Here is a 24,346-nt window from a genome sequence, read left to right on the forward strand (position 1 = left end):
ACCCGCAAAGCTGCTCCCCGCTCCTCGATCCTCAACGGTCGAGAGGCGGGGAGCAGCTCGTTGCCCCCCACCCGCGGGACCCGGGCGTCAGCACCAGGGGTCGACCGGGATCGTGCGAGCGACCCGACCGGTGTCGTCGAGCACGCGCCCGTACACCTTGTGCGTCTGGGTCACGATGCGTCGGTCGACCACCTCGGCCTCGGGGTGCTCGCGGGCGAGGCGCACGAGCTGACGTTCTGCATCGGCCAAGTCGTGCAGGCCGAGGATTAGCACGATGTTGTTGGAGCTCAGCGTCACGGTGCTGAGACGCGCCTCGACCCAGGAACCGAGCGCGTCCGCCGTCTCGGCCGCCTGTTCGTCTGGCGCCCGGAGCAGGACCACCAGACCGAGCGGGAGGTCGAAGAGCGGCCGAGCGACGTCGCACCGGTAGATGAGCTGTCTTCCCCGCTCGAGCTGCGCGAGACGCCGCGAGATCGTGTGTCGGCTGCCCCCGAGTCGGGTGGCGAGCTCAGCCGCGGTCAGTCGGCCATCCACATTCAGTGCCATGAAGAGACCCCGGTCGGCCTCGTCCAGCGCGACGCCGCGCGACAGTGCCAAGGGTTCCTCCGCGAGGAGCCCCTCAACCGAGGCCTGGTCGAGAAGGCCTTGACGCCAATGGACACCCCCATAGAGCCTCCTGAAGACGCTCTGTCGGGTCTCCACGGCGTCCTGGAGCTCGGGGAAGCCATCGCGCAGTCGCCGCAGCAGTCGTGGAAGTCCGGTCGAGAGCATGATCACGTACAGCTGGAACGCCCCGGTCGTGCGGCCCACGGTGATCACATCGGGGTGCTCCACCAACCGGCTGACCAAGGCATCTAGCCGGGCCGGCTCGCAGCGCACCTCGATGATCGCTCCCATCGATACCTCGGGGTGCAGGGCCGCACTGATCCACACCTCGCGGCGTTCGACAAGTCGGCGCCAACGGCGTGCCACCGTCATCTCGGACAGCCCCACGGCCTTGCCCACGGCCGCCCAACTGGCCTTGGGGCTGACCTGGAAGGCGTCCACGATCTCCAGATCCGTCGCGTCGACCTGACCCACCATCCCTCACGCACCCCTCACCTGATGCTTCGACCCATCACAAGGAACCCATGTGAGACACCTTTCCATCAATTCGGGGGACACTCGCGAGCACCACCTAGTTTTCCGGGCACTGTCAGCCAACGGAGGTTCGTCATGTCACAGCAAGCCACCCGCAGGGCCGAGGAGGTCACCGCAGTCTTCAAGCGGGTCGATCGTCGCCTGCTGCCGTTCCTGCTCCTCTGCTACACGTTCGCGTACCTCGACCGGGTGAACATTGGGTTCGCCAAGCTCCACATGCAGGCGGACATCCCGGCCCTGACCGAGGCCGCTTTCGGTCTGGGCGCCGGCATCTTCTTCCTCGCCTACGCATGCCTTGAGATCCCCAGCAACCTGCTAATGCACCGGATCGGCGCCCGGCGCACGATCACACGCATCATGGTTCTTTGGGGGGTGACCTCCGCGGCGATGATGTTCGTATCCGACGTGACGCTGTTCTACATCCTCCGGGTCCTCCTCGGCGTCTTCGAGGCCGGTTTCGCGCCCGGCATCATCCTCTACCTGACCTACTGGTACCCGGTGCGCCGCATGGCGCGCGCCATGGGCATCTACATGCTCGCCGGCCCCATCGGCTCGATCATCGGCTCCAGCGTCTCCGCACTTATCATCCGCACCTTCGACGGCGTGGCTGGGCTGGCCGGCTGGCAGTGGATGTTCGTGATGGAGGGGCTGCCGTGCCTGATACTCGGCCTCGCGTTCTGGAAGCTGATGTCGGACCGCCCCGCAGATGCTAACTGGCTGTCGCCGCGCGAGAAGGAGGTCCTCGAAGAGGCGGTCGGCCACGGCAAGGACAACACGACGCACCGTTTTGGAGAGGCCCTGAAGCAGCCGCAGGTCTACATCATGGCCCTGGCGTACTTCGGCATCATGTGCGGCATCTACGCCGCTACGTTCTGGTTGCCCACCATCCTGAAGGAGAACGGCATCAAGGACACCTTCACCATCGGCATGCTGACCGCGGTTCCCTACATCTTCACGATCCCCGTGATGATCCTCCTCTCCCGCAGCTCGGATCACCGCCACGAGCGTCGCTGGCATGCGATCATCCCGACCGCCATCGGCGCGATCACCCTGACTGTGGCCGCCTTCACGGCATCGAACTTCCTCCTGTCGTTCGTGTGCCTGTGCATCGCGGTGTGCTGCGTGTGGGGCGCGTACACGGTCTTCTGGGCCGTCCCTAGCGAACACTTCGGAGGCACGGCGGCCGCCGGAGGCATCGCCTTCATCAACACCATCGGAATCCTGGGCGGCTTTGTGGCGCCTTACCTGATCGGCATGATCAAGGAGGCGACGGGCAGCACGCAGTGGGGCCTCATCTCGATGGTCGGCCTCCTCCTGGTGTCCATCGTCGCCCTGCTGCTCGTCCAGCGTTCCAAGGACATCCACAAGGGGGTCCCCGCATGACCCGCATCGTCGTCGGCGGTTTCCTGCACGAGACCAACACGTTCGCGCCCACGCCCGCCGACTGGGACAATTTCGTCAACGGCGAGGGTTTCCCCCGCATGCACCGGGGAGAGGAGCTGTACGAGCTCCGTTCGGTGAACATCCCCGTCGGCGGCTTCCTGGACGAGGCAGACCCGTTCTGGGAGATCATCCCGACGATCTGGTGCGCCGCATCGCCCTCCGGCCCGGTGACGGAGGCGGCCTACGAACAGGTGGCCGAAATCATCGTCTCGGCCTGCCGGGACGAGCACCCGGATGCCGTCTATCTGGACCTGCATGGGGCCATGGTCACCGAGCACGCCGACGACGGCGACGGCGAGCTCGTCCGTCGGGTTCGTGAGGTCGTGGGCCCTGACGTCCCCGTGGTGGTCAGTCTCGACCTGCATGCGAACATCTCCGACTCGATGCTCGAGCAGGCCGACGCCATGGTGGCCTACCGCACCTACCCACACGTAGACATGGCCGACACCGGGCGACGCACCGCCCACCTGCTCGCCGCGCTCCTGCGAGGCGAACGCCTCCACCACGCGGCCCGCAAGCCGGACTTCCTCATCCCCATCAACTCCGGGAGCACCCTGCTCTCCCCGTGTCGCGAGCTGTACGCAGCGATCGAGGAACTTGAGACCGACGGCACCGTCCTGACCTTGGCCGCGGGCTTCCCCGCGGCGGACATTCCCGACTGCGGGCCCTGCATCTTCGGCTATGGCCCGGACGCGACGGCCGTCGAACGAGCGGTCGACAAACTCGCCGACCTCGTCGCGGCCCGCGAGGGGGATCTCCGGCTCGACGCGCTTCCAGCCGCCGACGCCGTGGCGCGGGCGGTCGAGCTCGTCTCGGAGGGCGTCCGGCCCGTGGTCATCGCCGACACCCAGGACAATCCCGGGGCTGGGGGCGACGCCACCACCACCGGGCTCCTCGGCCACCTGCTTGAGGCCGACCCCGAAAGGACGGTCCTCGGCGCCCTGTGGGCCCCCGAGGTCGTCGAGCAGGCCCTCACAGCCGGCATCGGCAGCGAGATCGAGGTGACCTTGCAGGGGTCGGCTTCCCGCGGTGACGGGCCGCTGACCGCCACCTTCGAGGTGGTGTCGGACAGTCCCGGTGCGATCGTGTTCGACGGCCCCATGATGCATGGAAACCGCCTCCAGGTCGGCCCGTCGTGCGTCCTGCGTCGAGGCAACGTCTCCGTGGTCGTCAACAGCCGCAAGGCCCAGATCATGGACCGCAACCAGATCCGCGAGGCCGGCATCGCGCCCGAGGAGCAGGACATCGTGGCCGTGAAGAGCTCGGTCCACTTCCGTGGTGACTTCCAGCCTATGGCCGGTGCTGTCCTGGTGGCCGTCGCGCCGGGCCCCATGGCCGCCGACCCTGCCGACCTTGCGTGGACCCGCCTGCGACCCGGCATCCGCCTCGGGCCGCTCGGCCCCGCCTTCGTGCCGAGGGACTGACGTGCCGTCCATGCACCTGGACGTCGCGGCACTCGACCACAACATCGCCGTGTTCCACCGCTGGGCGGCCGAGCGCGGCGCACAGCTGGCGCCGCACATCAAGACCACGATGTGCGAACCCATCGTGCGGCGCCAGCTCGACGCGGGGGCCGTCGGGGTCACGGTCGCCACCGCGGCCCAGGCCGAGCAGGCGTACGCCTGGGGCATCCGCGACCTGTGGGTCATCAACGTGATCGCCGACCGCGAGGCCCTCGCGCGCCTGCGGTCGCTCGCCGAGGCTGGGGCGCGAGTGCGTACGCTGTCCGACTCACCCGACCAGCTCGGCATCCTCGTCGACTCGCTGCGGGGATCACCGATCGGTCTGCTCATTGATGTCGGCACGCCCGGTGGCCGCACCGGCGTACGCACCTTGGCGGAGGCTGACGCGCTGCTGGCGCAGGTGGCCGCGTCCGGGTTGGAGCTCGCCGGCGTCTCAGCGTATGAGGGGGTCGTGCCCAACGAACGCGACCACGAGAACCTCGCCCGTGTCCGTGCGCACGTCGCGCTGGCGGTCGAGGTCTGGCGCCGAGCCAGCGAGAACCGGGGGACCGAGCTCGCGTTCACCGCCGGCGGTTCGGCTTTCCCCGACCTGGCGGCGGAGGCGGGTGTCCCGCTCGTGCTGCGCTCCGGTTGCTACGCCGTGCACGACCACGGCACGTACGCCGCAGTCTCACCCGTGCCCGACCTGCGTGCCACCTGCTGGGTGGAGACGACCGTTACGTCCGTCCCCGAACCGGGGCTCTCGGTGCTGGATGCCGGCAAGCGTGAGCTGGCATACGACGCGGGGCTTCCTGTCGTGCTCGACCGGCCGGGTGAGATCACCAGGCTGTTCGACCACCATGCGATCGCCACGGCTCTCGGTGCGGCGGTGGGAGAGACTGTGCGCCTCGGCATCTCGCACCCCTGCTCGTTGTTCGACCGCTGGCGTGAGGTGATCGCCCACGAGGACGGACAGACCGAAACCTGGTCCACCTCGTTCTGACGGCCCGCCCGTCAAGCCCGCCCGGGCAGCTCGTCGGGCGGCTGGCATGATCGGCGCATGCCTGAAGGAGTCCCCACCAACGTCCCCGACGACGGCCTCACCACGCGCCAGCGCCGCAACCGGCCGCTGACGATCGTCAACACCGGCCCCGGCAAGGGCAAGTCGACCGCCGCATTCGGCCTCGCCCTGCGCGGCTGGAACCAGGGCTGGTCGATCGGCGTGTTCCAGTTCGTGAAGTCGGCCAAGTGGCGCATCGGCGAGCAGACGGTGTTCGAACGCCTCGGCAGGCTCCACGAGGAGACCGGCGAGGGCGGACCCGTCGAGTGGCACAAGATGGGTTCCGGCTGGTCGTGGTCGCGCAAGGAGGGCTCCGCCGAGGACCACTCCGCCGAGGCCGCCGAGGGCTGGCAGGAGATCAAGCGCCGCCTCGCCGCCGAGGCCCACACTCTCTACGTGCTCGACGAGTTCACCTACCCGATCAAGTGGGGCTGGGTCGAGATCGACGACGTCGTCGAGACCCTGGCGAACCGCCCCGGCTTCCAGCATGTCGTGATCACCGGCCGCGACGCCGACCCCAAGCTCGTCGAGGTCGCCACGCTCGTCACCGAGATGGGTCAGGTCAAGCACCCGTTCCACGACTCCGGTCAGAAGGGTCAGAAGGGCATCGAGTGGTGAGCGCGGACCTGCCCGACCTCCACCACCACGGCGACTCCGACGTACGCCCCGGCATGGTCGACCTCGCCGTCAACGTCCGCGTCACCTCGCCCCCGGCCTGGCTCGCCGACGTCATCCGCGACAGCATCACCGACCTGGGCGCCTACCCCGACGCGACCGCCGCCACCCGGGCGCTGGCCGCCCACCACGGCGTACCACCGGAGATGGTCTTGCCCACCGCCGGCGGCGCCGAGGCGTTCACGCTCGTCGCCCGCGCCATCCCCGGCGAGCCGGTCGTCGTGCACCCGCAGTTCACCGAGCCGGACACCGCGCTGCGCGCGGCCGGGCGTACGCCTCGCTGGGTCGTGCTCGATGCGGAGGAGGGTTTCGGGCTGGGCGGCTCCTCGTCTCGGCCGCAGGCGGTCTCGCTCGGAGAACGGGCGCCGGGGCACCGTGCCGAATCATCAACAAGTTCGACCGAACCCTCCGGATCCGGGCCCTTGGGACCAACTTGTGGAGGATTTGGCACGCCGGACGGGCGAGACGGGGAGATCGTCTTCGTCGGCAACCCGACCAACCCCACCGGGACGCTCCATCGCGCCGCGGACCTGCGGACACTCGCCGTGCCCGGGCGGACGCTCGTCGTCGACGAGGCGTTCATGGACGCGGTGCCGGACGAGCCCGAGTCGCTGATCGGGCCACACATGCGCGGGATCCTCGTGCTGCGTTCGCTGACGAAGACGTGGGGGCTGGCAGGGCTGCGGGCGGGCTACGTCGTCGGCGACCCCGGGCTCGTCGCGCAGCTGCGTCAGCAGCAGCCGCACTGGTCGGTCTCCACGCCCGCACTGAAGGTCATGGAGGCCGTCGCCACCAGGCGGGGCCGGGCCGAGACGCTGGCCGCCGCCAAGGAGTTCGACCGGCGCCGCGCGTACGCCCTCGCCCGCCTGCGCGCCGTCGACGGCGTCCACGTCGCCGGTCAGCCGCGCACGCCGTTCCTGCTGCTGCGCACCCGCCGGGGGGTGCGCGAGTCCCTGCACACGCACGGTTTCGCCGTACGCCGGGGTGACACGTTCCCGGGACTGGGGCCCGAGTGGATCCGGATCGCCGTCCGCGACGAGGCGACCGTCGACGCGTTCGCCGACGCGCTGGCGCGGACCCTCTGCGACGACCCCTCGACCACCGGCTAGGGTCGGATCGTTCGTCGAGGTACGGAAGCCGGTGGAAGTCCGGCACGGTCGCGCCACTGTGAGAGTCAGACCCGGGCCACGACGCACTCCAACCGTCGATCGGGGCGCGAAGTTCCCCGCCAAGGAGTCACGATGATCACCCCTCCCTCCACGTCCGCACGGGCCGCCGCCGTCGAGCGCACCAACGCGCTGGCCAAGCCGCTCGGGTCGCTCGGCCGGCTCGAGGAGATCGGTGTCTGGGTCGCCGCCTGCCAGGACCAGTGCCCGCCGAGGCCGCTGGAGAACATCCGCGCCGTCATCTTCGCCGGTGACCACGGTGTGACGCGTTCGGGCGTGTCCGCGTACCCCGCCGAGGTCACCCCGGCCATGGTCCGCGCCTTCGTCGACGGCCGCGCCGCCATGAACGTCCTGGCCCGCCAGCACGGCGCCCACGTGCGCGTCGTCGACATCTCCGTCGACGACGACCTCGCCGGGGTGCCCGCCGACGTGACGGCTCACAAGATCCGTCGCGGCTGCGGTGCGATCGACGTCGAGGACGCCATGACGTCCGCCGAAGCTGCCGAAGCCCTCCACGCCGGCTGGGCGATCGCCGCCGAGGAGGTCGCCGCGGGTGCCGACATGCTGATCGTCGGCGACATGGGCATCGGCAACACCACGCCCGCCGCGGCGCTCATCGCGGCGTTGCTCGACCTCGACGCCGACGCGGTGACCGGCACCGGCACCGGCCTCGACGAGGAGGGCCGCCGCGCCAAGGCCGCGACCATCCAGCAAGCGCTCGACCGCGCCGGCGAGCGAACCACCGTCGAAGACCTCCTCGCCGGTCTCGGCTCCCCCGACATCGCCGCGGGCGTCGGCTTCCTCGCGGGCGCGGCCGAGGCGGGCGTACCCGTGATCGTCGACGGCCTCATCGCGACCGCCGAGGCGCTGCTCGCCGAGCGGTACGCCCCGGGGGCCGCAGCCTGGTTCGTCGCCGGCCACCGCTCCACCGAGCCCGCGCAGGCGTACGCGCTTTCCCAGCTTGGCCTGCGTCCTATCCTCGACCTGCAGATGCGGCTCGGGGAGGGCTCGGGCGCGATGGCGGCCGTGCCGCTGGTGCAGTCGGCCATCGCGATCCTCGACGACATGGCGCTGCTGTCCGACCTCATGCCCGCCGCGGCCGAGGCCTGATCCGATGGGAGCGGTCTCCGACGGCGTGCGGATGGCGGTGGGCACGCTCACCGTCATCCCGTCGGGCCGGTTCGAGACCACTCCCGCCGCGGCGCGGTGGGCGATGACGCTCGCCCCCCTCGCCGTCCTCCCGCTCGGAGCGCTGGCCGCCGGCGTGGTCTGGTTGGGCCGGACGGCCGGTGCCCCCACGCTGCTGATCGGGGTCGCGGTCGTCGCCGGGCTCGTGTGGGCGACGCGCGCGATGCACGCCGACGGGTTCGCCGACGTCGTCGACGGGCTCGGCGGCGGATGGACGCCCGACCGGGCCCGCGAGATCATGCACCGCGGCGACGTCGGCCCCATGGGCGCGCTCGCCCTGGCCCTCGGGGCGATCGCCCAGGCCGCCTGCTGGGCGCGCCTCGCCGAGCTGCCGCTGGGCTGGCTCGTCGCCCTCGCACTCGTCCCCGTGTCGCGCTCGGCGCTGACGATCCCGTGCCTGCGCGGGATCGCACCCATGCCCGGCTCGTCGCTCGGCAGGGTCGTGGCCAGCTCGGTCCCCCGTCCCGTCGCCATCGCCTGGTGGGTCGTCGGCCTCGCCGTGCTCGGCCTGGTCGCCGGTGCCGCCGGGCTGCGGCTCTGGCAGGGCGTGCTTGCCGCAGCGGTGGCGTACGCGGCCGTCGGCCTGCTCGTCGCCCGCTGCGCGCGCGCATTCGGCGGCACCAACGGCGACGTCATGGGGGCCTCCATCGAGGTCTCCCTCACCGCGGCCCTGGTCGTCCTCGCCTGCGCGCGATGAGCCCTGCACGAACGAGAACGGAGCGGGAATGAAGGTCCTGGTCACCGGCGGCGTACGCTCCGGCAAGTCGCGGCACGCCGAGTCTTTGCTGACCGGATTCGAGGCGGTCACCTACGTGGCCCCGGGCTACGTGCCCGACCCGGAGACCGACCCCGACTGGGCCGCACGCGTCGCCGCCCACCGCGCCTCACGCCCTTCCCACTGGCACACCGTCGAGAGCGCCGACGTCGCCACCGCCATCACCGAGGCGGACACCCCGGTGATCGTCGACTGCCTCGGTACGTGGCTCGCCCGCCAGCTCGACGACCTCGGCGCCTGGGAGTCGGCGTCACGCGACTGGGAGGACACCCTGCGTACGCGCATCGACGACCTCGCCGCCGTCTGGACCGCCGCCGCCCGGCCGCTCGTGGCCGTCACCAACGAGGTCGGCATGGGCCTGGTCTCGGAACACCGGTCGGGCCGCGTGTTCGCCGACTGGCTCGGTCGCACCAACCAGGCCGTCGCCGCCGCTTCCGACGAGGTCCACCTCGTCGTCGCCGGACGGGTGCTGGTGCTCTGAGCGAGCTCGCGTGCCTCAGGCGCCGGGACGCTCCTGGTCGGTGCACAGGCACGCCTCGTTGCCCTCAGGGTCGGCGAACACCCACCACGACGGGGCGTACGCGTCGGTGACGAGCCGGCCGCCCGCGTCGAGCACGGCCTTCGTGCGGATCTCGACCTCGTCGAAGGGCACGTAGACGTCGATGTGGATCCGGCCGCGCTCGCCGCGCTCCTCGTCGGTGTGCTGGAACCAGACCGTCGGGCCGACCTTGTCGGGGTCGACCAGGTTGTCGTCGTCGACCTCCTCGTAGCCGTACACGGCCTGCCAGAACGGCTTGACCGCCGCCAGGTCGCGCACGTCGATCGCGATCTGGGTCTCCCGCAGCCGCGACGTGTCGAGGGTGTGGCCCTGCTCGCGGGCGAGGTCGGCCACACGGGTGCCGAGGGCGACGTCGCGTTCGCTCATGCCGCCGACGTCGTGGGACGACAGGGCCATGTGGACCCGCGACCAACGGATGTCGATCTCGGGATGGTGGTTGGCCTCCTCGGCCATGTCGGCGACGGCGTTGAGAAAGGCCATCGCCCTGACGAAGTCGCCGCAGTCCACGGTCAGGTGGGCGCGGCCCTGCAGCATGCGCCAGTCGGGCAGCCGCTCCGCGGCCTGTGCGTCAGTGATCTGGTCGGTGTTCGGCATGGTCCCACGCTAGTCAGGGGTGCCGGAGCACCCGGAAGTGGCCCTATCCTTCGCCCATGAGCACGCGCGGACTGATCTGGGGATTCGTCATCGACGGCATCGTGGGGGACCCGCGTCGCGGCCACCCGGTCGCCCTGTTCGGCGCAGCCGCCGACCGGCTCGAGAAGACCATGTACGCCGACTCGCGCGCCCGCGGGGCTGCGTACCTCGGTGTTCTCGCCGCCGCCGCGAAGACCCCCGCCGTCGTGGCCGAGAACGCGCTGCGCGAGCGGCCCTGTGCGTACGTCATCGCGACCGCCGCCACCACCTGGGCCGTGCTCGGCGGCACGACGCTGGTGCGCGAGGGCAAGGAGATGGCCCACTTCCTCGAGATGGACGCCCTGCCCGATGCCCGAGAGCAGCTCACCCACCTCGTCGGCCGCGACACCAGCGGGCTGGATGCCCGCGAGATGGCTCGCGCAACCATCGAGTCGATCGCCGAGAACACCTCCGACGCTGTCGTCGCGCCGTTGCTGTTCGGGGCCGTGTTCGGGCTGCCGGGGCTCGTCGGCTATCGGGTCGTGAACACGCTCGACGCCATGGTCGGCCACCGCACGCCCCGGCTGGAGAAGTTCGGCTGGGCGGCCGCGAAGGTCGACGACGTGTGCAACTGGGTGCCCGCCCGCGTCGCCGCCGCGCTGGCCACCGTCGCCGCCCCGCTCGTCGAGGGGACGCGCGCCGACGCCTGGCGGGTCTGGCGGCGCGACGCGGGCCAGCACCCCTCCCCCAACGCGGGTCAGGTCGAGGCGGCGTTCGCGGGCGCGCTCGGCGTACGCCTCGGCGGCACGAACACGTACGCCGGGGCGACCGAGGACCGTGGCGAGCTGGGCGACGGGCGCCCCGTCGAGGTCGCCGACATCCGGCGGGCGATGAAGCTCAGCCGCCTGGTCCAGGTCGGTTCGCTGGGTCTGGCCGTCGGCGTACGCGCGCTGGTCACCCGCCGCCGCTGAACCCTTGCAGGTCGCGAAAAGGTGACGGTCCACGCCGTGACTCGCCCGGCCGCGGGACACGGCATAGGCTGGGCGCATGCCTGAGGTCGTCTTCGTCTGCTGGGGCAACATCTGCCGCTCCCCGATGGCCGAGCGCGTCGCCGAGAAGTACGCCGCCGATGCCGGCGTCGACGCCCGCTTCACCTCGGCCGGCGTGAGCTCTGAGGAGATCGGCAGCCCGATCGACCCCCGCGCCCGCCAGTGGCTCACCGACCATGGATACCGCGCCGACGACCATCGCGCCCACCGCATCACCGCCGACGAGATCGACGCCGCCGACCTGGTCGTGGCCATGGAACAGACCCACGTCGACCGCATGCTGGCGCTGCGCCCCCGGCGTAGCGACCACATCCGCCTGCTGACCGACTTCGACCCCGACGCCGAGCCCGGCTCCGGCGTACCCGATCCCTGGTACGGCGACGCCGACGGCTTCGGGGACACCCTGCGCTCCGTGGAGGCGGCGATGCCTGCTCTCGTGGAACAGATCACCTCTCGCGACATGAAAAGATGACCGGCATGCACATCCTCGTGGTGGACGACGATCAGGCCGTCCGTGACTCCCTCGCCCGCTCGCTGCAGTACTCGGGCTACGAGGTCGAGACCGCCGTCGATGGGCTCGAGGCCCTCGCCAAGCTGTCGGCCAACCGGCCCGACGCCGTCATCATGGACGTGATGATGCCGCGCCTCGACGGCCTCGAGGCCACCCGCATGCTGCGCGCGTCCGGCAACGACGTCCCCATCCTCGTGCTCACGGCCCGGGACGCCGTCGACGACCGCGTCGACGGCCTCGATGCCGGCGGCGACGACTACATGGCCAAGCCGTTCGCGCTCGACGAGCTCCTCGCGCGCCTGCGCGCCCTCACGCGGCGCGCCTCCCACCCCGGCGACGGCCAGCCCGGCTCGGCCACGCCCGAGGAGCTGTCGTTCGCCGACCTCACCATGAACCCGCAGACGCGCGAGGTCGCCCGCGGCGAGCGCCACATCTCGCTCACCCGCACCGAGTTCGCCCTCCTCCAGACCTTCCTCGAGCACCCCATGCGGGTCCTCGAGCGCAGCTGGCTGCTCAACGAGGTGTGGGGCTTCGACTTCCCGACGACCGCCAACTCCCTCGAGGTCTACATCGGCTATCTGCGCCGCAAGACCGAGGCCGGCGGGGAGCCGCGACTGATTCACACCGTGCGGGGCATCGGTTACGTGCTCCGTGACACCGCCCCGTGATCACCCGGCTGCGCCATTTCCTCACGTCGCCGTCCCTGCAGCGCAGGGTCGGCACGTTGACCGCACTCGCGGTCGCCCTCGGTGTCGCCGTCACGGGCTTCGCTGGCTATCTCACCGCCCGTATCTCGTTGTACGCCGAGCTCGACAAGGAACTCACCGCGGTCGCCGCCCACTCGGCCCAGACCGTCGGTGACGACCTGCAGACCATGGGCGGCATGGACGCCGAGGCCCTGCGCGCCGTCAACGTCACGCTCGTCATCGTCAAGGCCGACGGCACCCTGCTCCACGTGCCCGGCGAGACGATCGAGCTCGAGGTGACGTCCGCCGAGACCGCCCTCGCCCGTCTGGGCTCCGGCTCGTCGACTCGCACCGGCGTGGCCAGCGACGGCCACGCGTACCGGATCGTGGCCGTGCCCCTGCCCAGCACCGACGGCCGCTATGCGCTGGTGCTCGGCCGCTCGCTCGAACCGACGCTCGCCATCCTCGACAGCCTGCGCTGGACGTTCATCGTCGTCGGCTCCATCGGCGCGCTGATCTCGGCGATGGTCGGCTCGGTCATCGCCCGCTCGGCCATGCGCCCGGTCGGTGAGCTGTCCGCCGCCGTCGCACGCGTCACCAAGACCGACGTCCTCGACCCCATCGAGGTCACCGGCACCGACGAGCTGTCCGAGCTCACCCGCTCGTTCAACACGATGCTCTACTCGCTGGCGTCGTCGCGCGCCCGCCAGAACCGCCTCATCGCCGACGCGGGCCACGAGCTGCGTACACCGCTGACGTCGCTGCGCACCAACATCGAGCTGCTGGTCGCCGACGAGAAGTCCGGCATGCTGCCCGAAGGTGCACGCGCCGAGATCCTCGGCGACATCGCCGCCCAGCTGTCCGAGTTCACCGCGCTCATCCAAGACCTCGTCCAGCTGTCGCGCGCCGACCAGGTCAAGCCGGCCCGCGAGCCCGTCGACATGCGCGACATCGTCACGGCCGCACTCGAACGCGTACGCCGCCGCGGCCCCGGCCTCACCTTCGACGTGGAGGTCAACCCGCTCTACCTCGTCGGGGAGCCCGACACGCTCGAGCGCGCCGTCACCAACCTGTTGGACAACGCGGTGAAGTTCTCCCCTCCGGGTGGCACCATCCGCGTGCTGCTGCAGGGCGACCAGCTGCGCATCTCCGACCAGGGCCCCGGCATCGCCGACGAGGACCTGCCTCACATCTTCGACCGGTTCTACCGTTCCGACCGGTCCCGCAACACGCCCGGCACCGGCCTCGGCCTGTCGATCGTCGCCCAGACAGTCGCGCGCCACGGCGGCTGGGTCCGCGCGTCCCGATCGGCCGAGGGAGGCGCCGAGTTCACCGTCCGCCTGCCCGGCACCACTACGCTCGAGGAGCTCGAGGAGCTCGAGGCCGAGCAGGCCGAGGCCGCAGGCTGACAGCCCCCGAAGCCCAATTCGTGCACCACCTTCACGAGTGGGTCGGCGGTTCCTGGGCGGCGGGGCAGGGCGGGGCAGACCAGGGCGGGTTGGAGTCAGGGGTGGCGGACAGGCAGGTGCGTCGGCACGCTGCGCCGGGCGCCGTGCCGCTCGGCACGCGGTGCGACGGCCATCACCAGCTGCTGCACTCTGTAGCGGTGCCCCCGGTACGGCTCGAGCACCTCCAGCGCCGCATCGTTGTCGAGCGCCTCACCCACCAAGACCTGGGTGATCCTGCCCGGCACGTGGTAGTCGCCGTCACTCCACGCATCCGGGTCGCCGTGCGCCCGCTGGCGCACCTCCGCCGACGTCCACGGCCCCACCCCCGGCAGCGACTGCAGCGCCAGGTTCGGCTCTTCATGGGCCAGCGTGCGCTCCAGCGCCTCCCCGCGGCGCGCGACCAGCACCGCCGTACGCGACCGCTTCTGTTCCACGCCCGCCCGCAACCAGTCCCAGCTCGCGACCTGCGCCCACCGCTGCGCCGACGGCGGACACACCATGCCGTGCGCCACGCTCCCCTGGTCACCGGCCGGACCCGGCGCCGGCGTACCGAACCGCCGCACCAGGCGCCGGTACGACGCGAACGCCTCCGCGCCCGTGACCTTCTGCTCGATCACCGCCGGCACCAACGCCTCAACCACCGCCCGCGTACGCCCCACCCGCAACCACGGATGCGTACGCCACGCCTCCGCCAGCACCGGGTGGCGCGGCTCGAACCCGGCCGCGTCGTCCTCCAGCCCCAGCAGCGCCGGCAAGCCGTCCAGCACCCATTCCGCACCCGGCCCCCACGCGTACGCCCTCGTCTCGGGCCCCTCTTGGACGCACAGCAGCGCAACCCCCTGCGGCGTCCGCGTGGCCCGCCAGAACTGGTCACCCACCCGGCGGTGCGTCGGATCTCCCGTGCCCCGCACCAGCCGCCCCAGATAGGGCGCCAACGGGCGCCCCGGCAGCGTCCTGGTCCTCGGCCCGCTCACGGCCACGGATTCGCCAGACAGCCGTCGAGACCCTTCGTCTGCTGCTGCATCACCGGCGCCTTCTGGCCCGGCCCCGGGCACGGCACATGGCCGTGGCCCAGGTAGTGGCCGACCTCGTGATTCACCAGGTATTGCCGGTACAGCGGCACATCGCCCCTGAAGTCCGGCACCGCCTCGGTCCACCGGCGCGCGTTCAGGTTCACCGAGTTGCCGTTCTGGCAGCTCACCTCACCCCCCGTCCGCAACGGCAGGCACCGACGGTCCGTCGTCGCCGGCGTCGCGATGTGAATCGTCAGGTCCGCCGGCTGGTCACCGACGAAGTCGAAGTGGATGCCGCCCCCACGGCCCGTCCACGACCGCTGGTCCTGCAACGTGTCCGCCGCGATCCGCGCCGCCTGCTCCACGTCCACCGGCACCTCGTTCTCCACCTCGAGCCGTACGCGGACCCGCCTGCCCGACTTGTTCTCCGCATCCCGCGCGAACCGCGCCACCCGGCTCTGCCCAGAACCCGAGTCGGGCACCACCACCGGCGCCGGCGGCTGCTGCGACGGCGGTGAGGGCTCGTGTGACGGCTCCGACGACGGCGTACCCGACTTCGAGGGCGACGAAGGCACCGGCGACGCCGGCGTCGGCGAGGAGCTGCGGTGATAGGCGATCAGCACCGGCACGCTGACCACCAGGACCACGCAGACCACCACCGCAACCACGCCCCCGGCCGCCGATCGATTCCTCCGCGTTGAAGTTCGGGGATAAGGTTTCGGAGAATCAGCATGCACTGCCTCTGTCCCCGACTCGTTCATATCGAACAAGACTAGGTCAACGATCGTGTCCCACTCGCACACAACGCCGACGGTCCGCACGCCCGAGGAGGAAGCCCGTCAACGCCGCGCGCTGCGGTTGATGGTCATCACACTCATCCCGATCGCCGTTTGGACGCTCGGTGCCCTGATCGTCATGTGGCCCACCAACACGGCATCCCACATCCGCCAGGGCATGTCGACGTACGCCGCACCGACCGTCGAAGGACTCACCGTCCCCAGCGGCCGCATCACCGAGATCCGACAGATCAACTGCGACGGCCTGGCCGGCTCCGTCCCCGGCGCCCAGGGCCAGGTCTGCGGCAACGCCAAGGTCGAGGTGCTCGAGGGACCAGAGAAGGGGCAGGTCGTCGAGGACATCAACCTCACCGCACCCGTGTACGCCTCCGGCGTCAAGGCCGGCCAGAAGGTCAAGCTCTACCGCGTACCCAGCGAAGGCATGCCACCGGCCTATCAGTTCGCCGACTTCGAACGCACCACGCCCCTGCTCGTCTTCACCCTGCTGTTCGTCGCCGCCGTCGTCGTCGTCGCCCGCCTGCGCGGTCTCCTGTCACTCATCGGCCTCGGCTTCGCCGCCTTCATCATGGTGAAATTCATGTTCCCGGCACTCGTGTCCGGGTCCAATCCCATCCTCGTCGGCCTCGTCGGCGGCTCCGCCATCATGTTCGTCGTCCTGTACGCCGCCCACGGCTTCTCAGCCAGAACGACAACAGCGCTCCTCGGCACACTCTTCGGCCTCATCGTCTCCGCCATCCTCGGATTCGTCGCCACCAAGTGGGCCCACCTGACCGGCGTCGCCAGCGAGGACGACCTCCAGCTCGCCGCCATCGCACCCGACCTCAGGCTCACATCGGTGGTGCTCTGCGGCGTCATGGTCGCCGGCCTCGGCGTCCTCAACGACGTCACCATCACCCAGGCCTCCGCCGTCTGGGAGCTCGCCTCCGCCGACCCCGACGGCAAGAACCTCTTCCGCCGTGCCATGCGCATCGGCCGCGACCACATCGCCTCCACTGTCTACACCATCGCGTTCGCCACCGCCGGTGCCACCCTCGGCACGTTCCTGCTCATCACGATCATGCAGCGGCCCGCGCTCGAGGTCGTCCAGACCGAGATGTTCGCCGGCGAGATCCTGCGCACCCTCGTCGGATCCATCGGGCTCGTCCTCGCCGTACCGCTCACCACCGCCGTCGGCGTCGCCGTCGTGAGCGCCTCCAAGGGCACCCGCGGCGAGATCGAGCTCGCCCCCGAGGGCGCCCCCACCGCCGGCCCCAACGACAAGCTCCTGGACATCGGTAAATACGACAAGTGATCCGGCTCGCGCCCGCTGTTCCCAGCTCGCGCGCGACGCGCGGAGTCCCCTGCCGTTGTCGCAGTCGTCGAAGCCCCGCGGCCGCTCACGCTCTTGTTGTGTGAGTCGCCGCGGGGCTGCGACGAAGGTCAGCGGTGCGCGGGCGGGGTGGCCGGCACGCTCACTTCCAGATCAGGTCGGCGTAACCGGGGTTGTCGATGAACGGGTTCCGGTTGTGCTGGTACTTGGTGAAGATGATGTCGTTGCGGCGGCGCTCGATGTCGCTCACCGGGTCCTGACGGTTCCACTCCAGGAGGACCGACTTCTTGCCATGGACGGGCTTCGTGCCCGAGCTGGTCGTCTCGGCCAGCTCGAGATCCGGCCAGCCGTCGCCACCCTCGTAGCGGACCGCCATGTACATGATCATGCGCGCCACGTCGCCCTTGACCTCGTCACGCGGCTCGAACGTGTCCGAGTCGGTGAAGCAGCCGGGCGCCTCCGACACCGGGGAGCCGCCCATGTCGAAGTCCTTGTTCGAGCGCGTCGAGTTCACCGACGCATCCGTCGCACGCAGGTGGTGGATGTCGGTGCCCGGCCCGGTCGCGGTGCCGAAGTTGCCGTGCGACTTCGCCCACACGTGCTCACGGTTCCAGTCGTTCGCGCCGGCGCCGTTCGACGACTTCGACTGCGAGCGGCCCGTGTACAGCAGTAGCACGTTGTTCTTGTTGTTCGGGTCCTCGTCGGTGTCCTTGAGGGCGTCCCAGACCTGCGCGTACGACAGCTTGTCGTTGTTCTTGATGATCTCGTGCAGCGCGGCCTTCAGCGCGTCACCCTGCTTGCCCTCGGCCGAGGCGTAGTAACCCGTCGGCACGCCCGGGGCGGGTGCGGTCTTCGTGGGCGTCGGGGTGGCCGTACGGGTGGCCGTCGGCGTCGCCGTGGCAGTACGGGTGGCCGTCGGCGTCGCCGTAGCAGTGCGCGTCGGCGTGGCGGTGGCCGTCTTCGACGGGGTGGGTGTGGCGTAGCCCGCGAGCACGAACGCCGTCGGGTTCTTCATGCCCGGGTGGGAGAAGTAGTCACCGAGCGAACCGGTGATCGACATCTTCTGGCCGAGCAGCTCGGGATGCGACTTCAGCCCGTTGGCGGCGCGGAACGCCGACGGGATCTGGACGTAGAGCATCTTGCTGGTGTTCGTCTCCGTCGGGGAGTCGGCCAGCGCGAGCGCGTAGTCGTTCGGGAAGCCCGAGCGGACGACCGTCGACGTGGAGGTCGGCTGGCCGACGACATAGCCGGTGACGGTGTTGGTGCCGGTGTTGTTCGAGATGGCCTGGGCCACGGTCACCTGACCGGCGGCCTGGGCCTGCGACAGGCCGAGACCTGCGATGGTTGCGGTGGCGGCAGCGATCGCGGCGATCGCGCCCTTGACGTTCAGGGGCATAGGGAGTCCTCTGGATGGTTGCGGGGTGCAGCCCGGGAGTGCGGACCGGGCACGACGCTACGCAGCGCCCCGCGCCCCGGTCACGCGCGATCACGCGGATCGTTCCACAAAGGGCTCAGCGCCCCGATGCGATCCTTCGCGCCTCGGCGTCAATCTGCTCGAATCCCATGCTCAGCCCCTCCGCGGGGTAGGCCTGGTCGACACCGGGTCCGAGAACGCGTACGCCGGGCTTGCCCGCCACCGTCGTCGGCTCGAAGCGCACCTGGCTCCAAGGAATGCGTACGTCGCGACCGGGCAGTGGCACCATCACGCCGCCGCGCTCCAGCACCCACGCCACGCCTCGAGGGGCGGCGATCTTCGCGGCCTTGGAACCCGTGGTCGTAGCCACCACGATGCCCACCACGAGCAGGCACAGGCCGAGCCCGCCGTGGATGATCGCCGACAGGGCGTGGCCGATCTCCCTGGTGAGCAGCAGATGGAACCCCGCCACGAAGCCACCGACCGCGGCGAGGACCAGCAGCAGGCCCACCGCGCCGACCACTCCACCCACGATCCTGCCCGCAGACCCCCCGCTGACCTTGCGATAGCCGACCACGACGTCCATCTCGCCCCCCCCCTTGGGAGAAGCGTGCCACATGAACGACGCCACGGCACCGGTCTCCGGTGCCGTGGCGTCAGGGGTGTGACAGGTCAGGCGCGGTCGTACGCGTGGCCCTGCTCGCGGTCGAGGTGGGTCTCGGACTTGTTCTTCAGCGCGAAGACGTAGACGAGCAGCGAGATCGCGATGCAGACCGTCACGTAGACGATGAACATCGGCACCTGCTTGGAGTCCTTGGCCCACTGGTAGATCATCGGCGCGGTGCCGCCGAAGACGGAGTTGGCGAGGCCGTAGCCCAGGCCGACGCCGAGGGCGCGGAGCGGGGTCGAAGAACTTGGCCTCGAAGTAGCTGGCGAAGACGGTGTATGCGTACACGTCGTACCACTCGACGAGGTTGCCCAACGAGCCCTTGATGGTGTTGGCGATGGCCCGCGCGGTGCTGACCGGGGGTGCGACTGCGGCACTCCCCCCGTTCGTCGCCGGCGACTGGGGGTGGTGGGACACGGAAGTCTCCTGACTGATCGGTAGAACCGCAGTATCCAGCCGCCCCTTCGCCGCTGTCGACCCCGGGGAGAGGAGAATTCGCCGCATGGAGACCGAGAGCACACCCCGCCGCTCCCGTCGGGTCGCATTCATGCTGACCGTCGTCTGCTGGGTCGTCGCCCTTGTGGCCGGCGCCGTGCTCGCGGCCTTCGCCTTCTCGGACGCCCCGTGGCCGCAGGGGACGATGGTCAGCTCCGACCGGGGTCGGTATGCCCTGGGCGCCACCGCGGTCGGCGTACCCGCGCTGCTGCTGGGGCTCGTGGCATGTGTGCCGCTGGGACTCTTGCTGCGTCCCCGGCCGTGGTCGGGGTTCGTGCTCGCCACGGTGTCGTTCCTGGTGCCGGTGCTGCTGGTGGTCGTACCCGTCGCGGTCTCGGCACTGTTGTGACCGTCCGGCGAAGGAGACGCGGCACGGTCGTGCCGCTCAGACCTCGACGACCTCGTCGGCAAGCGCCCGGGGATCGTGCGTACGCCAGTGCTCGGCCTCCTGCGCGGCCCAGTGGTCCCACCACGGCGCGAAGGCGTCGCCGTCGCGGGCGAGCGCGCGGCGCTTGCGCTCGGCGGCGTCGAGCTCGAGCCAGACGGTGCAGTCGGCGTACGCGGCGGAGGCAGGGGTGAGCGCACAGCGCGGCAAGGACTTCCTCGCCAGCCTCGACGAGGACTGAGCCGAGTCAGCCGCCCAGGTCGCGTCGCCTGCGGGCCAGGCGCCGCACCAGTGTCTGCGTGGCGTTGCGGTTGAGCCCGAGGGCCCCGTCGCGCAGGTCGTCGAGCATCGGAACGGTCGCCTCCAGCACCTCGTCGAGGGTGCGGTCGACGGCGCGCGTCGGCAGGCCGATCCCGGTGCCGTACGCGGTGAAGTGGCGCCGGGTGAGCCCGTCGCGCCGGCCGCCCACGGGGAGGGCCATCGTCTGGTCGTCGTACGCCAGCGTCGAAGGGATGTCGTAGACCGGCGCCACGCGCCACTCCCCCGACGGCTCCTGCAGGACGGACAGGTTCTTCGCGTGCAGGTCACCGTTGCCGGTGAGCCACGCGTACGCCACCTGGGTGAGGACGGCCCGGGCCGCCACGGGGGCGGCGGCGCACACCCCTGTGGCCGCGGCGCCGAGGTCCTCACCGGTCATGGCGTACTTGTCGGCGGGGAATCGGTCGAGCAGCTGGCACACGTCCTCGACCGCGCGGGACGCGACGCCGTCGGCGGTGGCGACCCGGTCGAACCGTTCGACCACGAGCCCCGCGCGCCCGTCGCGGTCGTGGACGAGCTCGGCGCGGGCCACGGGGATGCGCAACCGCCGGGCGAGACGGAGGAAGTAGTCCTCGTTGACCGTCGCCCCCGGATATTCGGGCGGGTCGAGCTTGACGATGGCGGCCACCCCGCCGAGGCGCACCGGCAGCGAGATCATCGCCCCGGAGGCCTTCTCCTGGACGCCGGGCAACCCGACGCGGTCGACGACACCGGTCTCGGCCAGGAGGTCGGCGAAGCGGAAGTCGTCATCGGCCACCAGATCGGGGGGCGGTTCGAGCTCGTCACCCTCGGCCACCACGGTGACGTCGCCGATGGTGCTGGCGCCGACGGCCAGCAGCAGGCTCAGCTCGTCGTCGGCGGAGGTCTTGACATGCGTACGCAGGGCGGTGAGCCGTCGCCCCTCGGGGAGCAGGCCCGCGAAGAAGGCCGGGACCGATCCTGCGGGGCGCCTCACCGGCGGGGCGTCCAGGGGGAGGGTGGTGGCGACGGGCGGACCGGCGTACTCGGGCAGGTAGGCGAACGTGACGCCGTCGTCGTCGCGTTCCAGCAGCGCCGCGGGCACACCGGCCTTGCGCACGACGGCGCGCCGGACGGTACGCGGGTCAGTCGGCACGCCAGACCTCCTCGAGAACCAGCCGCAGGCCGAGCGCGGCGGCGACGGCCTGGAGGGTGTCGAGCCGCGCGGTGGGCTTGCCGGACTCGAGCGCGCGGACAGACCGTTCGGAGACACCGGCGAGGTCAGCGAGCTCGCCCTGGGTCAGGTGAAGCGCGACCCGACGTTCACGCAGTCGTTCTGTCATGCCCATGACCACCCCTCCGGTCCGGCACGATCATGCCGGTTTCGTCCAGTATGCGCCGATCACCCCGCCTCGGCAAGCAATCTCGGCACGATCGTGCCGAATCGCCCTCGGGGACAGATTGACACCGGGATCGAGCGGCCAGACAGGCACGATCGTGCCGCTCAGACCTCGATGATCTCGTCGGCGAGTGCACGGGGGTCATGCGTACGCCAGTGCTCGGCCTCCTGCGCGGCCCAGTGGTCCCACCACGGCGCGAAGGCGTCGCCGTCGCGGGCGAGCGCGCGGCGCTTGCGCTCGGCGGCGTCGAGCTCGAGCCAGACGGTGCAGTCGGCGTACGCGGCGGAGGCAGGGGTGAGCGCACCGCAGCCCTCGATGACGAGGTCGGCGGCCGGGTCGAGTGTGACCCACTCGCCGGGTGCGTCGCGCTCCCAGTCCCAGCGCCGGTAGCCGCCGCGGCGCAACACGTCGTCCACGACCATCCGGGAGCCCTCGGCGAGCCCGGACCAGCCGGGGTAGAACGCGTCGAGGCTGACGACCTGCACGTGGTGGCCGGCAGCACGTCCACGCTCGGCGAGCGCATGCGCGTACGTCGTCTTGCCGGAGCCGGAGCCGCCGTCGACGACCGTGACGTGCCGGGTCACGACCACACCCCGTGGAACGTGCCGAACCGGATCGCGATCGCGATCGACACCGCGCCGATGGCCGCTGCCACGACGAGGGCCACCGCGTCGCGCGGGCGCAGCACCGAGGGACGGGCCCACGTCCGCACGGGCGCGTCGGGGCCGGTCGCACCGAAGCCGCGGGCCTCCATCGCGGTCGCCAGCCGTGACCCCCGGCGGATCGCCAGCACCAGCAGCGCGAAGGCCATCGACAACCAGCGGCGTACGCGGCCGGTGTCGCCGAGCCCGCGGGCGCGACGGGCCAGGGCGAGCGTGCGCCAGTCGTCGGCGAACAGCCCGAGCATGCGCACGCCGGCGAGCGCGCCGAGCACGAACCGCGACGGCAGGCGCAGCACCTGGGCGAGGCCGTCACCGAGGTCGGTGGGATCGACCGAGCCGAGCAGCAACACCGCGGACAGGCCGAGGGCGAGCATTCGGATGAACACGGCCAGGGCGAGAAGCAGCGACCCGTCGGTGACGCGGATCAGGAGCCAGTGGAGGTGCTCCCGCCCGCTCGGCTGCCCGTACAGGGCCATCGACACCGCACCGATCAGACCCACCACGAGCAGCGGTGCCACGCACCGCGCGATCCGCAGGGGGCCGAACCCGCAGGCCAGTGCGGCCACGACGACGAGCACGAGCGCCACCGTGGCCGACAACCAGTCGAGAGTCAGCACCAGCGGCAGCGACAGCACCACGGCGATGCCGATGCGGGTGACGGGGTTGAGCCGGTCGAGCGCGGTCATCCCTGGACCTCCAGGGCGAGGCGGCGCTGGCCCAGCAGCGCGCGGTAGCGCTCGTCGTGGGTGACCGACACGATGGTGCGGCCGTCGGCAACGAGCGACTGGACCAGCCGCACGAGGTCGAGCCAGGTGGAGCGGTCCTGTCCGAACGTCGGCTCGTCGAGGAACACGAGCTCGGGGGCGGTGGCGAGCACGGTGCCGACGGACAACCTCCGCTTCTCGCCGCCGGACAGCGTGAACGGGTGGGCGCCAGCGAGACCCTCGAGATGCAACATGGCGAGCAGCTCGTCGACACGGGCGGTCACGTCGGTGCGGCCGAGCGCCCGCAGGCCGACGGCCAGCTCCTCGCGCACGGTCGTGGCGACGAGCTGGTGCTCCGGCTCGGCGAAGACGGTGCCGATGCGGGTCAGCAGGTCGCGCGAGGCCCAGCGCGCTGGGTCGACGGCTCGGTCGGGCGTACGCCGGAACCAGCCGATACGGCGGCCGGGCGGCCTCAGGCGTACGGCCGCCTCGACGCGACCCGCGACCGGCGGGAGCAGCCCGGCCAGCGTGAGGGCGAGCGTGGTCTTGCCGCAGCCGTTGGGCCCGGTGACGACGGTCGAACAACCCGCGGCGACGGCGACGTGGGCGTCGGTGCGGGCGGGGACCCCGTGGTGGCCGACGGTCAGGTCGTGACCGGTCAGGAGCACCTCGGGGTCTGCGGTCGGGGCGGGGAGGGGGTCGAGCGGGACGGGCGCACCCGGCACCCAGACACCTGCGGCGAGCAGGGCGTCGCGGTGATCGGCGAACACGCGCTCCGGCGGCCCGTCGGCCAGGAGGCCGCCGCCCGGGGCGAGGACGACCACGCGGTCGACGAGGTCGAGCCAGCCCTCGACGCGGTGCTCGACGACGACGAGGGTGGTGCGGCGGTCGGCGACCACGCGGGCGACGGCGTCGTGGACCTCGGCCACGCCCGCGTCGTCGAGGTTGGCGGTGGGCTCGTCGAGCAGCAGCAGGGCGGTGTCCATCGCCACCGCCCCGGCGATCGCGAGCCGCTGCAACTGTCCCGAAGACAGCGCGCTGGTGGACCGGTCGAGGTCGACGGGCAGGCCGACCTCGTCGAGAGCGGCGCGTACGCGGGGCCAGATCTCGTCGCGGGGGACGCCGAGGTTCTCCAGCCCGAAGGCCACGTCGTCGCCGACGCGGGCGAGCACGACCTGGGACTGGGGGTCCTGCAGGACGAGCCCGACCTGGCCGCGGCGGCGCGTGGGGTGCTTGCCGCCGACGAGCAGGCGTCCGGCCTCGTCGCCCTCCTCCGCGCCGCCGAGGACGCCCGCGAGCGCCTGCAGCAGCGTGGACTTCCCCCCGCCGGACGCACCGAGCAGGAGTACGCGCTCCCCCGGCTCGACGACGAGGTCGAGGTCGGCGACGGCCCAGCGGCTGCGGCCGGCATGGCGCCAGCCCCACCCCTGCGCGGCGACGCCGAGGGGCGCGGGGGCGGCGTACGGCATG

General features: G+C 71.2%; 28 protein-coding genes. 15 read left to right on the top strand and 13 right to left on the bottom strand.

Going from position 1 to position 24,346, the window contains the following annotated elements:
* Positions 1-87 precede the first annotated feature (87 nt).
* The gene (locus ACYVGD_RS13885; RefSeq protein WP_460744370.1) at positions 88-1,080 is read right to left on the bottom strand and encodes an AsnC family transcriptional regulator; all 993 of its coding nucleotides are present in this window, start codon (positions 1,078-1,080) and stop codon (positions 88-90) included.
* A gap of 135 nt (positions 1,081-1,215) precedes the next feature.
* Between ACYVGD_RS13885 and ACYVGD_RS13890 the strand changes: the two genes are divergently transcribed.
* The 8 genes from ACYVGD_RS13890 to ACYVGD_RS13925 all read left to right on the top strand — a co-directional run bounded on the left by ACYVGD_RS13890 (position 1,216) and on the right by ACYVGD_RS13925 (position 9,370).
* Positions 1,216-2,523 carry an MFS transporter gene (locus ACYVGD_RS13890; RefSeq protein ID WP_460744371.1) on the top strand — a complete coding sequence of 436 codons (1,308 nt, stop codon included), beginning with the start codon at positions 1,216-1,218 and terminating at the stop codon, positions 2,521-2,523.
* Positions 2,520-4,007: a M81 family metallopeptidase gene (locus ACYVGD_RS13895; protein WP_460744372.1), complete on the top strand. Its 1,488-nt coding sequence runs from the start codon at positions 2,520-2,522 to the stop codon at positions 4,005-4,007. Before ACYVGD_RS13890 ends, ACYVGD_RS13895 begins: the two co-directional genes overlap by 4 nt.
* A gap of 10 nt (positions 4,008-4,017) precedes the next feature.
* Complete coding sequence (locus ACYVGD_RS13900; protein WP_460744462.1) at positions 4,018-5,028, top strand: alanine racemase; 1,011 nt, start codon at positions 4,018-4,020, stop codon at positions 5,026-5,028.
* Positions 5,029-5,085: 57 nt separating this feature from the next.
* Complete coding sequence (gene cobO, locus ACYVGD_RS13905) at positions 5,086-5,703, top strand: cob(I)yrinic acid a,c-diamide adenosyltransferase (protein WP_460744373.1); 618 nt, start codon at positions 5,086-5,088, stop codon at positions 5,701-5,703.
* The gene (locus tag ACYVGD_RS13910; protein WP_460744374.1) at positions 5,700-6,869 is read left to right on the top strand and encodes an aminotransferase class I/II-fold pyridoxal phosphate-dependent enzyme; all 1,170 of its coding nucleotides are present in this window, start codon (positions 5,700-5,702) and stop codon (positions 6,867-6,869) included. Before cobO ends, ACYVGD_RS13910 begins: the two co-directional genes overlap by 4 nt.
* A gap of 132 nt (positions 6,870-7,001) precedes the next feature.
* A complete protein-coding gene (cobT, locus tag ACYVGD_RS13915) occupies positions 7,002-8,036 on the top strand; it encodes a nicotinate-nucleotide--dimethylbenzimidazole phosphoribosyltransferase (protein ID WP_460744375.1) in 1,035 nt (344 codons plus the stop codon).
* 4 nt (positions 8,037-8,040) lie between these two features.
* Positions 8,041-8,811, top strand: coding sequence for an adenosylcobinamide-GDP ribazoletransferase (locus ACYVGD_RS13920; RefSeq protein ID WP_460744376.1), 771 nt, complete (start codon positions 8,041-8,043; stop codon positions 8,809-8,811).
* Between the two features lie 28 nt (positions 8,812-8,839).
* Positions 8,840-9,370 (top strand): bifunctional adenosylcobinamide kinase/adenosylcobinamide-phosphate guanylyltransferase, encoded by a 531-nt coding sequence (locus ACYVGD_RS13925; protein ID WP_460744377.1) that lies wholly within the window; start codon positions 8,840-8,842, stop codon positions 9,368-9,370.
* A 15-nt stretch (positions 9,371-9,385) separates the two neighbouring features.
* Here the strand turns inward: ACYVGD_RS13925 and ACYVGD_RS13930 are convergent, their stop codons facing one another.
* Positions 9,386-10,042 carry a VOC family protein gene (locus tag ACYVGD_RS13930; protein WP_460744378.1) on the bottom strand — a complete coding sequence of 219 codons (657 nt, stop codon included), beginning with the start codon at positions 10,040-10,042 and terminating at the stop codon, positions 9,386-9,388.
* Positions 10,043-10,098: 56 nt separating this feature from the next.
* Between ACYVGD_RS13930 and ACYVGD_RS13935 the strand changes: the two genes are divergently transcribed.
* The 4 genes from ACYVGD_RS13935 (at position 10,099) to ACYVGD_RS13950 (ending at position 13,715) form a co-directional block, all read left to right on the top strand.
* Complete coding sequence (locus tag ACYVGD_RS13935; RefSeq protein ID WP_460744379.1) at positions 10,099-11,031, top strand: cobalamin biosynthesis protein; 933 nt, start codon at positions 10,099-10,101, stop codon at positions 11,029-11,031.
* Between the two features lie 76 nt (positions 11,032-11,107).
* Positions 11,108-11,581 (top strand): low molecular weight protein-tyrosine-phosphatase, encoded by a 474-nt coding sequence (locus tag ACYVGD_RS13940; protein ID WP_460744380.1) that lies wholly within the window; start codon positions 11,108-11,110, stop codon positions 11,579-11,581.
* A 5-nt stretch (positions 11,582-11,586) separates the two neighbouring features.
* Complete coding sequence (locus ACYVGD_RS13945; RefSeq protein WP_460744381.1) at positions 11,587-12,288, top strand: response regulator transcription factor; 702 nt, start codon at positions 11,587-11,589, stop codon at positions 12,286-12,288.
* A gap of 56 nt (positions 12,289-12,344) precedes the next feature.
* The gene (locus ACYVGD_RS13950; protein ID WP_460744382.1) at positions 12,345-13,715 is read left to right on the top strand and encodes a sensor histidine kinase; all 1,371 of its coding nucleotides are present in this window, start codon (positions 12,345-12,347) and stop codon (positions 13,713-13,715) included.
* 95 nt (positions 13,716-13,810) lie between these two features.
* Here ACYVGD_RS13950 and ACYVGD_RS13955 read toward each other — a convergent pair whose 3' ends face one another.
* Together ACYVGD_RS13955 and ACYVGD_RS13960 are read right to left on the bottom strand one after the other, a co-directional pair.
* Positions 13,811-14,632, bottom strand: coding sequence for a DNA-3-methyladenine glycosylase family protein (locus ACYVGD_RS13955; protein WP_460744383.1), 822 nt, complete (start codon positions 14,630-14,632; stop codon positions 13,811-13,813).
* Positions 14,633-14,724: 92 nt separating this feature from the next.
* Entirely contained in the window at positions 14,725-15,255 is a 531-nt protein-coding gene (locus ACYVGD_RS13960; protein WP_460744463.1) for a DUF3152 domain-containing protein, read from the bottom strand.
* On the opposite strand from ACYVGD_RS13960, the gene ACYVGD_RS13965 reads away from it, so the two are divergent.
* Complete coding sequence (locus ACYVGD_RS13965) at positions 15,188-15,376, top strand: hypothetical protein (RefSeq protein WP_460744465.1); 189 nt, start codon at positions 15,188-15,190, stop codon at positions 15,374-15,376. The genes ACYVGD_RS13960 and ACYVGD_RS13965 overlap by 68 nt on opposite strands.
* A 177-nt stretch (positions 15,377-15,553) precedes the next feature.
* Positions 15,554-16,855, top strand: coding sequence for a YibE/F family protein (locus ACYVGD_RS13970; protein WP_460744384.1), 1,302 nt, complete (start codon positions 15,554-15,556; stop codon positions 16,853-16,855).
* Positions 16,856-17,015: 160 nt separating this feature from the next.
* Here ACYVGD_RS13970 and ACYVGD_RS13975 read toward each other — a convergent pair whose 3' ends face one another.
* The 3 genes from ACYVGD_RS13975 to ACYVGD_RS13985 all read right to left on the bottom strand — a co-directional run bounded on the left by ACYVGD_RS13975 (position 17,016) and on the right by ACYVGD_RS13985 (position 19,121).
* Positions 17,016-18,269, bottom strand: coding sequence for an endonuclease (locus ACYVGD_RS13975; RefSeq protein WP_460744385.1), 1,254 nt, complete (start codon positions 18,267-18,269; stop codon positions 17,016-17,018).
* 115 nt (positions 18,270-18,384) lie between these two features.
* Positions 18,385-18,873 (bottom strand): hypothetical protein, encoded by a 489-nt coding sequence (locus ACYVGD_RS13980; protein ID WP_460744386.1) that lies wholly within the window; start codon positions 18,871-18,873, stop codon positions 18,385-18,387.
* Positions 18,874-18,959: 86 nt separating this feature from the next.
* Positions 18,960-19,121, bottom strand: a complete 162-nt coding sequence (locus ACYVGD_RS13985) for a hypothetical protein (RefSeq protein ID WP_460744387.1) — start codon at positions 19,119-19,121, stop codon at positions 18,960-18,962.
* Between the two features lie 335 nt (positions 19,122-19,456).
* On the opposite strand from ACYVGD_RS13985, the gene ACYVGD_RS13990 reads away from it, so the two are divergent.
* Positions 19,457-19,798 (top strand): hypothetical protein, encoded by a 342-nt coding sequence (locus ACYVGD_RS13990; protein ID WP_460744388.1) that lies wholly within the window; start codon positions 19,457-19,459, stop codon positions 19,796-19,798.
* Positions 19,799-19,834: 36 nt separating this feature from the next.
* Here the strand turns inward: ACYVGD_RS13990 and ACYVGD_RS13995 are convergent, their stop codons facing one another.
* The 6 genes from ACYVGD_RS13995 to ACYVGD_RS14020 form a co-directional block, all read right to left on the bottom strand.
* Entirely contained in the window at positions 19,835-20,044 is a 210-nt protein-coding gene (locus tag ACYVGD_RS13995) for a hypothetical protein (protein WP_460744389.1), read from the bottom strand.
* A 37-nt stretch (positions 20,045-20,081) separates the two neighbouring features.
* Positions 20,082-21,266 (bottom strand): type II toxin-antitoxin system HipA family toxin, encoded by a 1,185-nt coding sequence (locus ACYVGD_RS14000; protein ID WP_460744390.1) that lies wholly within the window; start codon positions 21,264-21,266, stop codon positions 20,082-20,084.
* Positions 21,256-21,453, bottom strand: coding sequence for a helix-turn-helix domain-containing protein (locus ACYVGD_RS14005; protein ID WP_460744391.1), 198 nt, complete (start codon positions 21,451-21,453; stop codon positions 21,256-21,258). The genes ACYVGD_RS14000 and ACYVGD_RS14005 overlap by 11 nt, the downstream gene beginning before the upstream one ends.
* Positions 21,454-21,614: 161 nt before the next feature.
* A complete protein-coding gene (locus tag ACYVGD_RS14010; protein WP_460744392.1) occupies positions 21,615-22,094 on the bottom strand; it encodes a nucleoside/nucleotide kinase family protein in 480 nt (159 codons plus the stop codon).
* On the bottom strand, positions 22,091-22,858 hold the full coding sequence (locus ACYVGD_RS14015) for an energy-coupling factor transporter transmembrane component T family protein (RefSeq protein ID WP_460744393.1): 768 nt from the start codon (positions 22,856-22,858) through the stop codon (positions 22,091-22,093). The genes ACYVGD_RS14010 and ACYVGD_RS14015 overlap by 4 nt, the downstream gene beginning before the upstream one ends.
* The gene (locus tag ACYVGD_RS14020) at positions 22,855-24,345 is read right to left on the bottom strand and encodes an ABC transporter ATP-binding protein (protein WP_460744394.1); all 1,491 of its coding nucleotides are present in this window, start codon (positions 24,343-24,345) and stop codon (positions 22,855-22,857) included. The genes ACYVGD_RS14015 and ACYVGD_RS14020 overlap by 4 nt, the downstream gene beginning before the upstream one ends.
* Position 24,346 lies beyond the last annotated feature (1 nt).

It is taken from the genome of Mariniluteicoccus endophyticus (assembly GCF_054780035.1).

What these genes read in the sequence shown, in the direction of transcription:
- ACYVGD_RS13895 (WP_460744372.1), top strand. Translation starts at nt 2,520, where the DNA reads ATGACCCGCATCGTCGTCGGCGGTTTCCTGCACGAGACCAACACGTTC.
- ACYVGD_RS13925 (WP_460744377.1), top strand. Translation starts at nt 8,840, where the DNA reads ATGAAGGTCCTGGTCACCGGCGGCGTACGCTCCGGCAAGTCGCGGCAC.
- ACYVGD_RS13930 (WP_460744378.1), bottom strand. Translation starts at nt 10,042, where the DNA reads ATGCCGAACACCGACCAGATCACTGACGCACAGGCCGCGGAGCGGCTG.
- ACYVGD_RS13975 (WP_460744385.1), bottom strand. Translation starts at nt 18,269, where the DNA reads ATGCCCCTGAACGTCAAGGGCGCGATCGCCGCGATCGCTGCCGCCACC.
- ACYVGD_RS13935 (WP_460744379.1), top strand. Translation starts at nt 10,099, where the DNA reads ATGAGCACGCGCGGACTGATCTGGGGATTCGTCATCGACGGCATCGTG.
- ACYVGD_RS13920 (WP_460744376.1), top strand. Translation starts at nt 8,041, where the DNA reads ATGGGAGCGGTCTCCGACGGCGTGCGGATGGCGGTGGGCACGCTCACC.
- ACYVGD_RS14005 (WP_460744391.1), bottom strand. Translation starts at nt 21,453, where the DNA reads ATGACAGAACGACTGCGTGAACGTCGGGTCGCGCTTCACCTGACCCAG.
- ACYVGD_RS14020 (WP_460744394.1), bottom strand. Translation starts at nt 24,345, where the DNA reads ATGCCGTACGCCGCCCCCGCGCCCCTCGGCGTCGCCGCGCAGGGGTGG.
- cobT (WP_460744375.1), top strand. Translation starts at nt 7,002, where the DNA reads ATGATCACCCCTCCCTCCACGTCCGCACGGGCCGCCGCCGTCGAGCGC.
- ACYVGD_RS13890 (WP_460744371.1), top strand. Translation starts at nt 1,216, where the DNA reads ATGTCACAGCAAGCCACCCGCAGGGCCGAGGAGGTCACCGCAGTCTTC.
- ACYVGD_RS13985 (WP_460744387.1), bottom strand. Translation starts at nt 19,121, where the DNA reads ATGATCTACCAGTGGGCCAAGGACTCCAAGCAGGTGCCGATGTTCATC.
- ACYVGD_RS13945 (WP_460744381.1), top strand. Translation starts at nt 11,587, where the DNA reads ATGCACATCCTCGTGGTGGACGACGATCAGGCCGTCCGTGACTCCCTC.
- ACYVGD_RS13980 (WP_460744386.1), bottom strand. Translation starts at nt 18,873, where the DNA reads ATGGACGTCGTGGTCGGCTATCGCAAGGTCAGCGGGGGGTCTGCGGGC.
- ACYVGD_RS13990 (WP_460744388.1), top strand. Translation starts at nt 19,457, where the DNA reads ATGGAGACCGAGAGCACACCCCGCCGCTCCCGTCGGGTCGCATTCATG.
- ACYVGD_RS13900 (WP_460744462.1), top strand. Translation starts at nt 4,018, where the DNA reads ATGCACCTGGACGTCGCGGCACTCGACCACAACATCGCCGTGTTCCAC.
- ACYVGD_RS13940 (WP_460744380.1), top strand. Translation starts at nt 11,108, where the DNA reads ATGCCTGAGGTCGTCTTCGTCTGCTGGGGCAACATCTGCCGCTCCCCG.
- ACYVGD_RS14015 (WP_460744393.1), bottom strand. Translation starts at nt 22,858, where the DNA reads ATGACCGCGCTCGACCGGCTCAACCCCGTCACCCGCATCGGCATCGCC.
- cobO (WP_460744373.1), top strand. Translation starts at nt 5,086, where the DNA reads ATGCCTGAAGGAGTCCCCACCAACGTCCCCGACGACGGCCTCACCACG.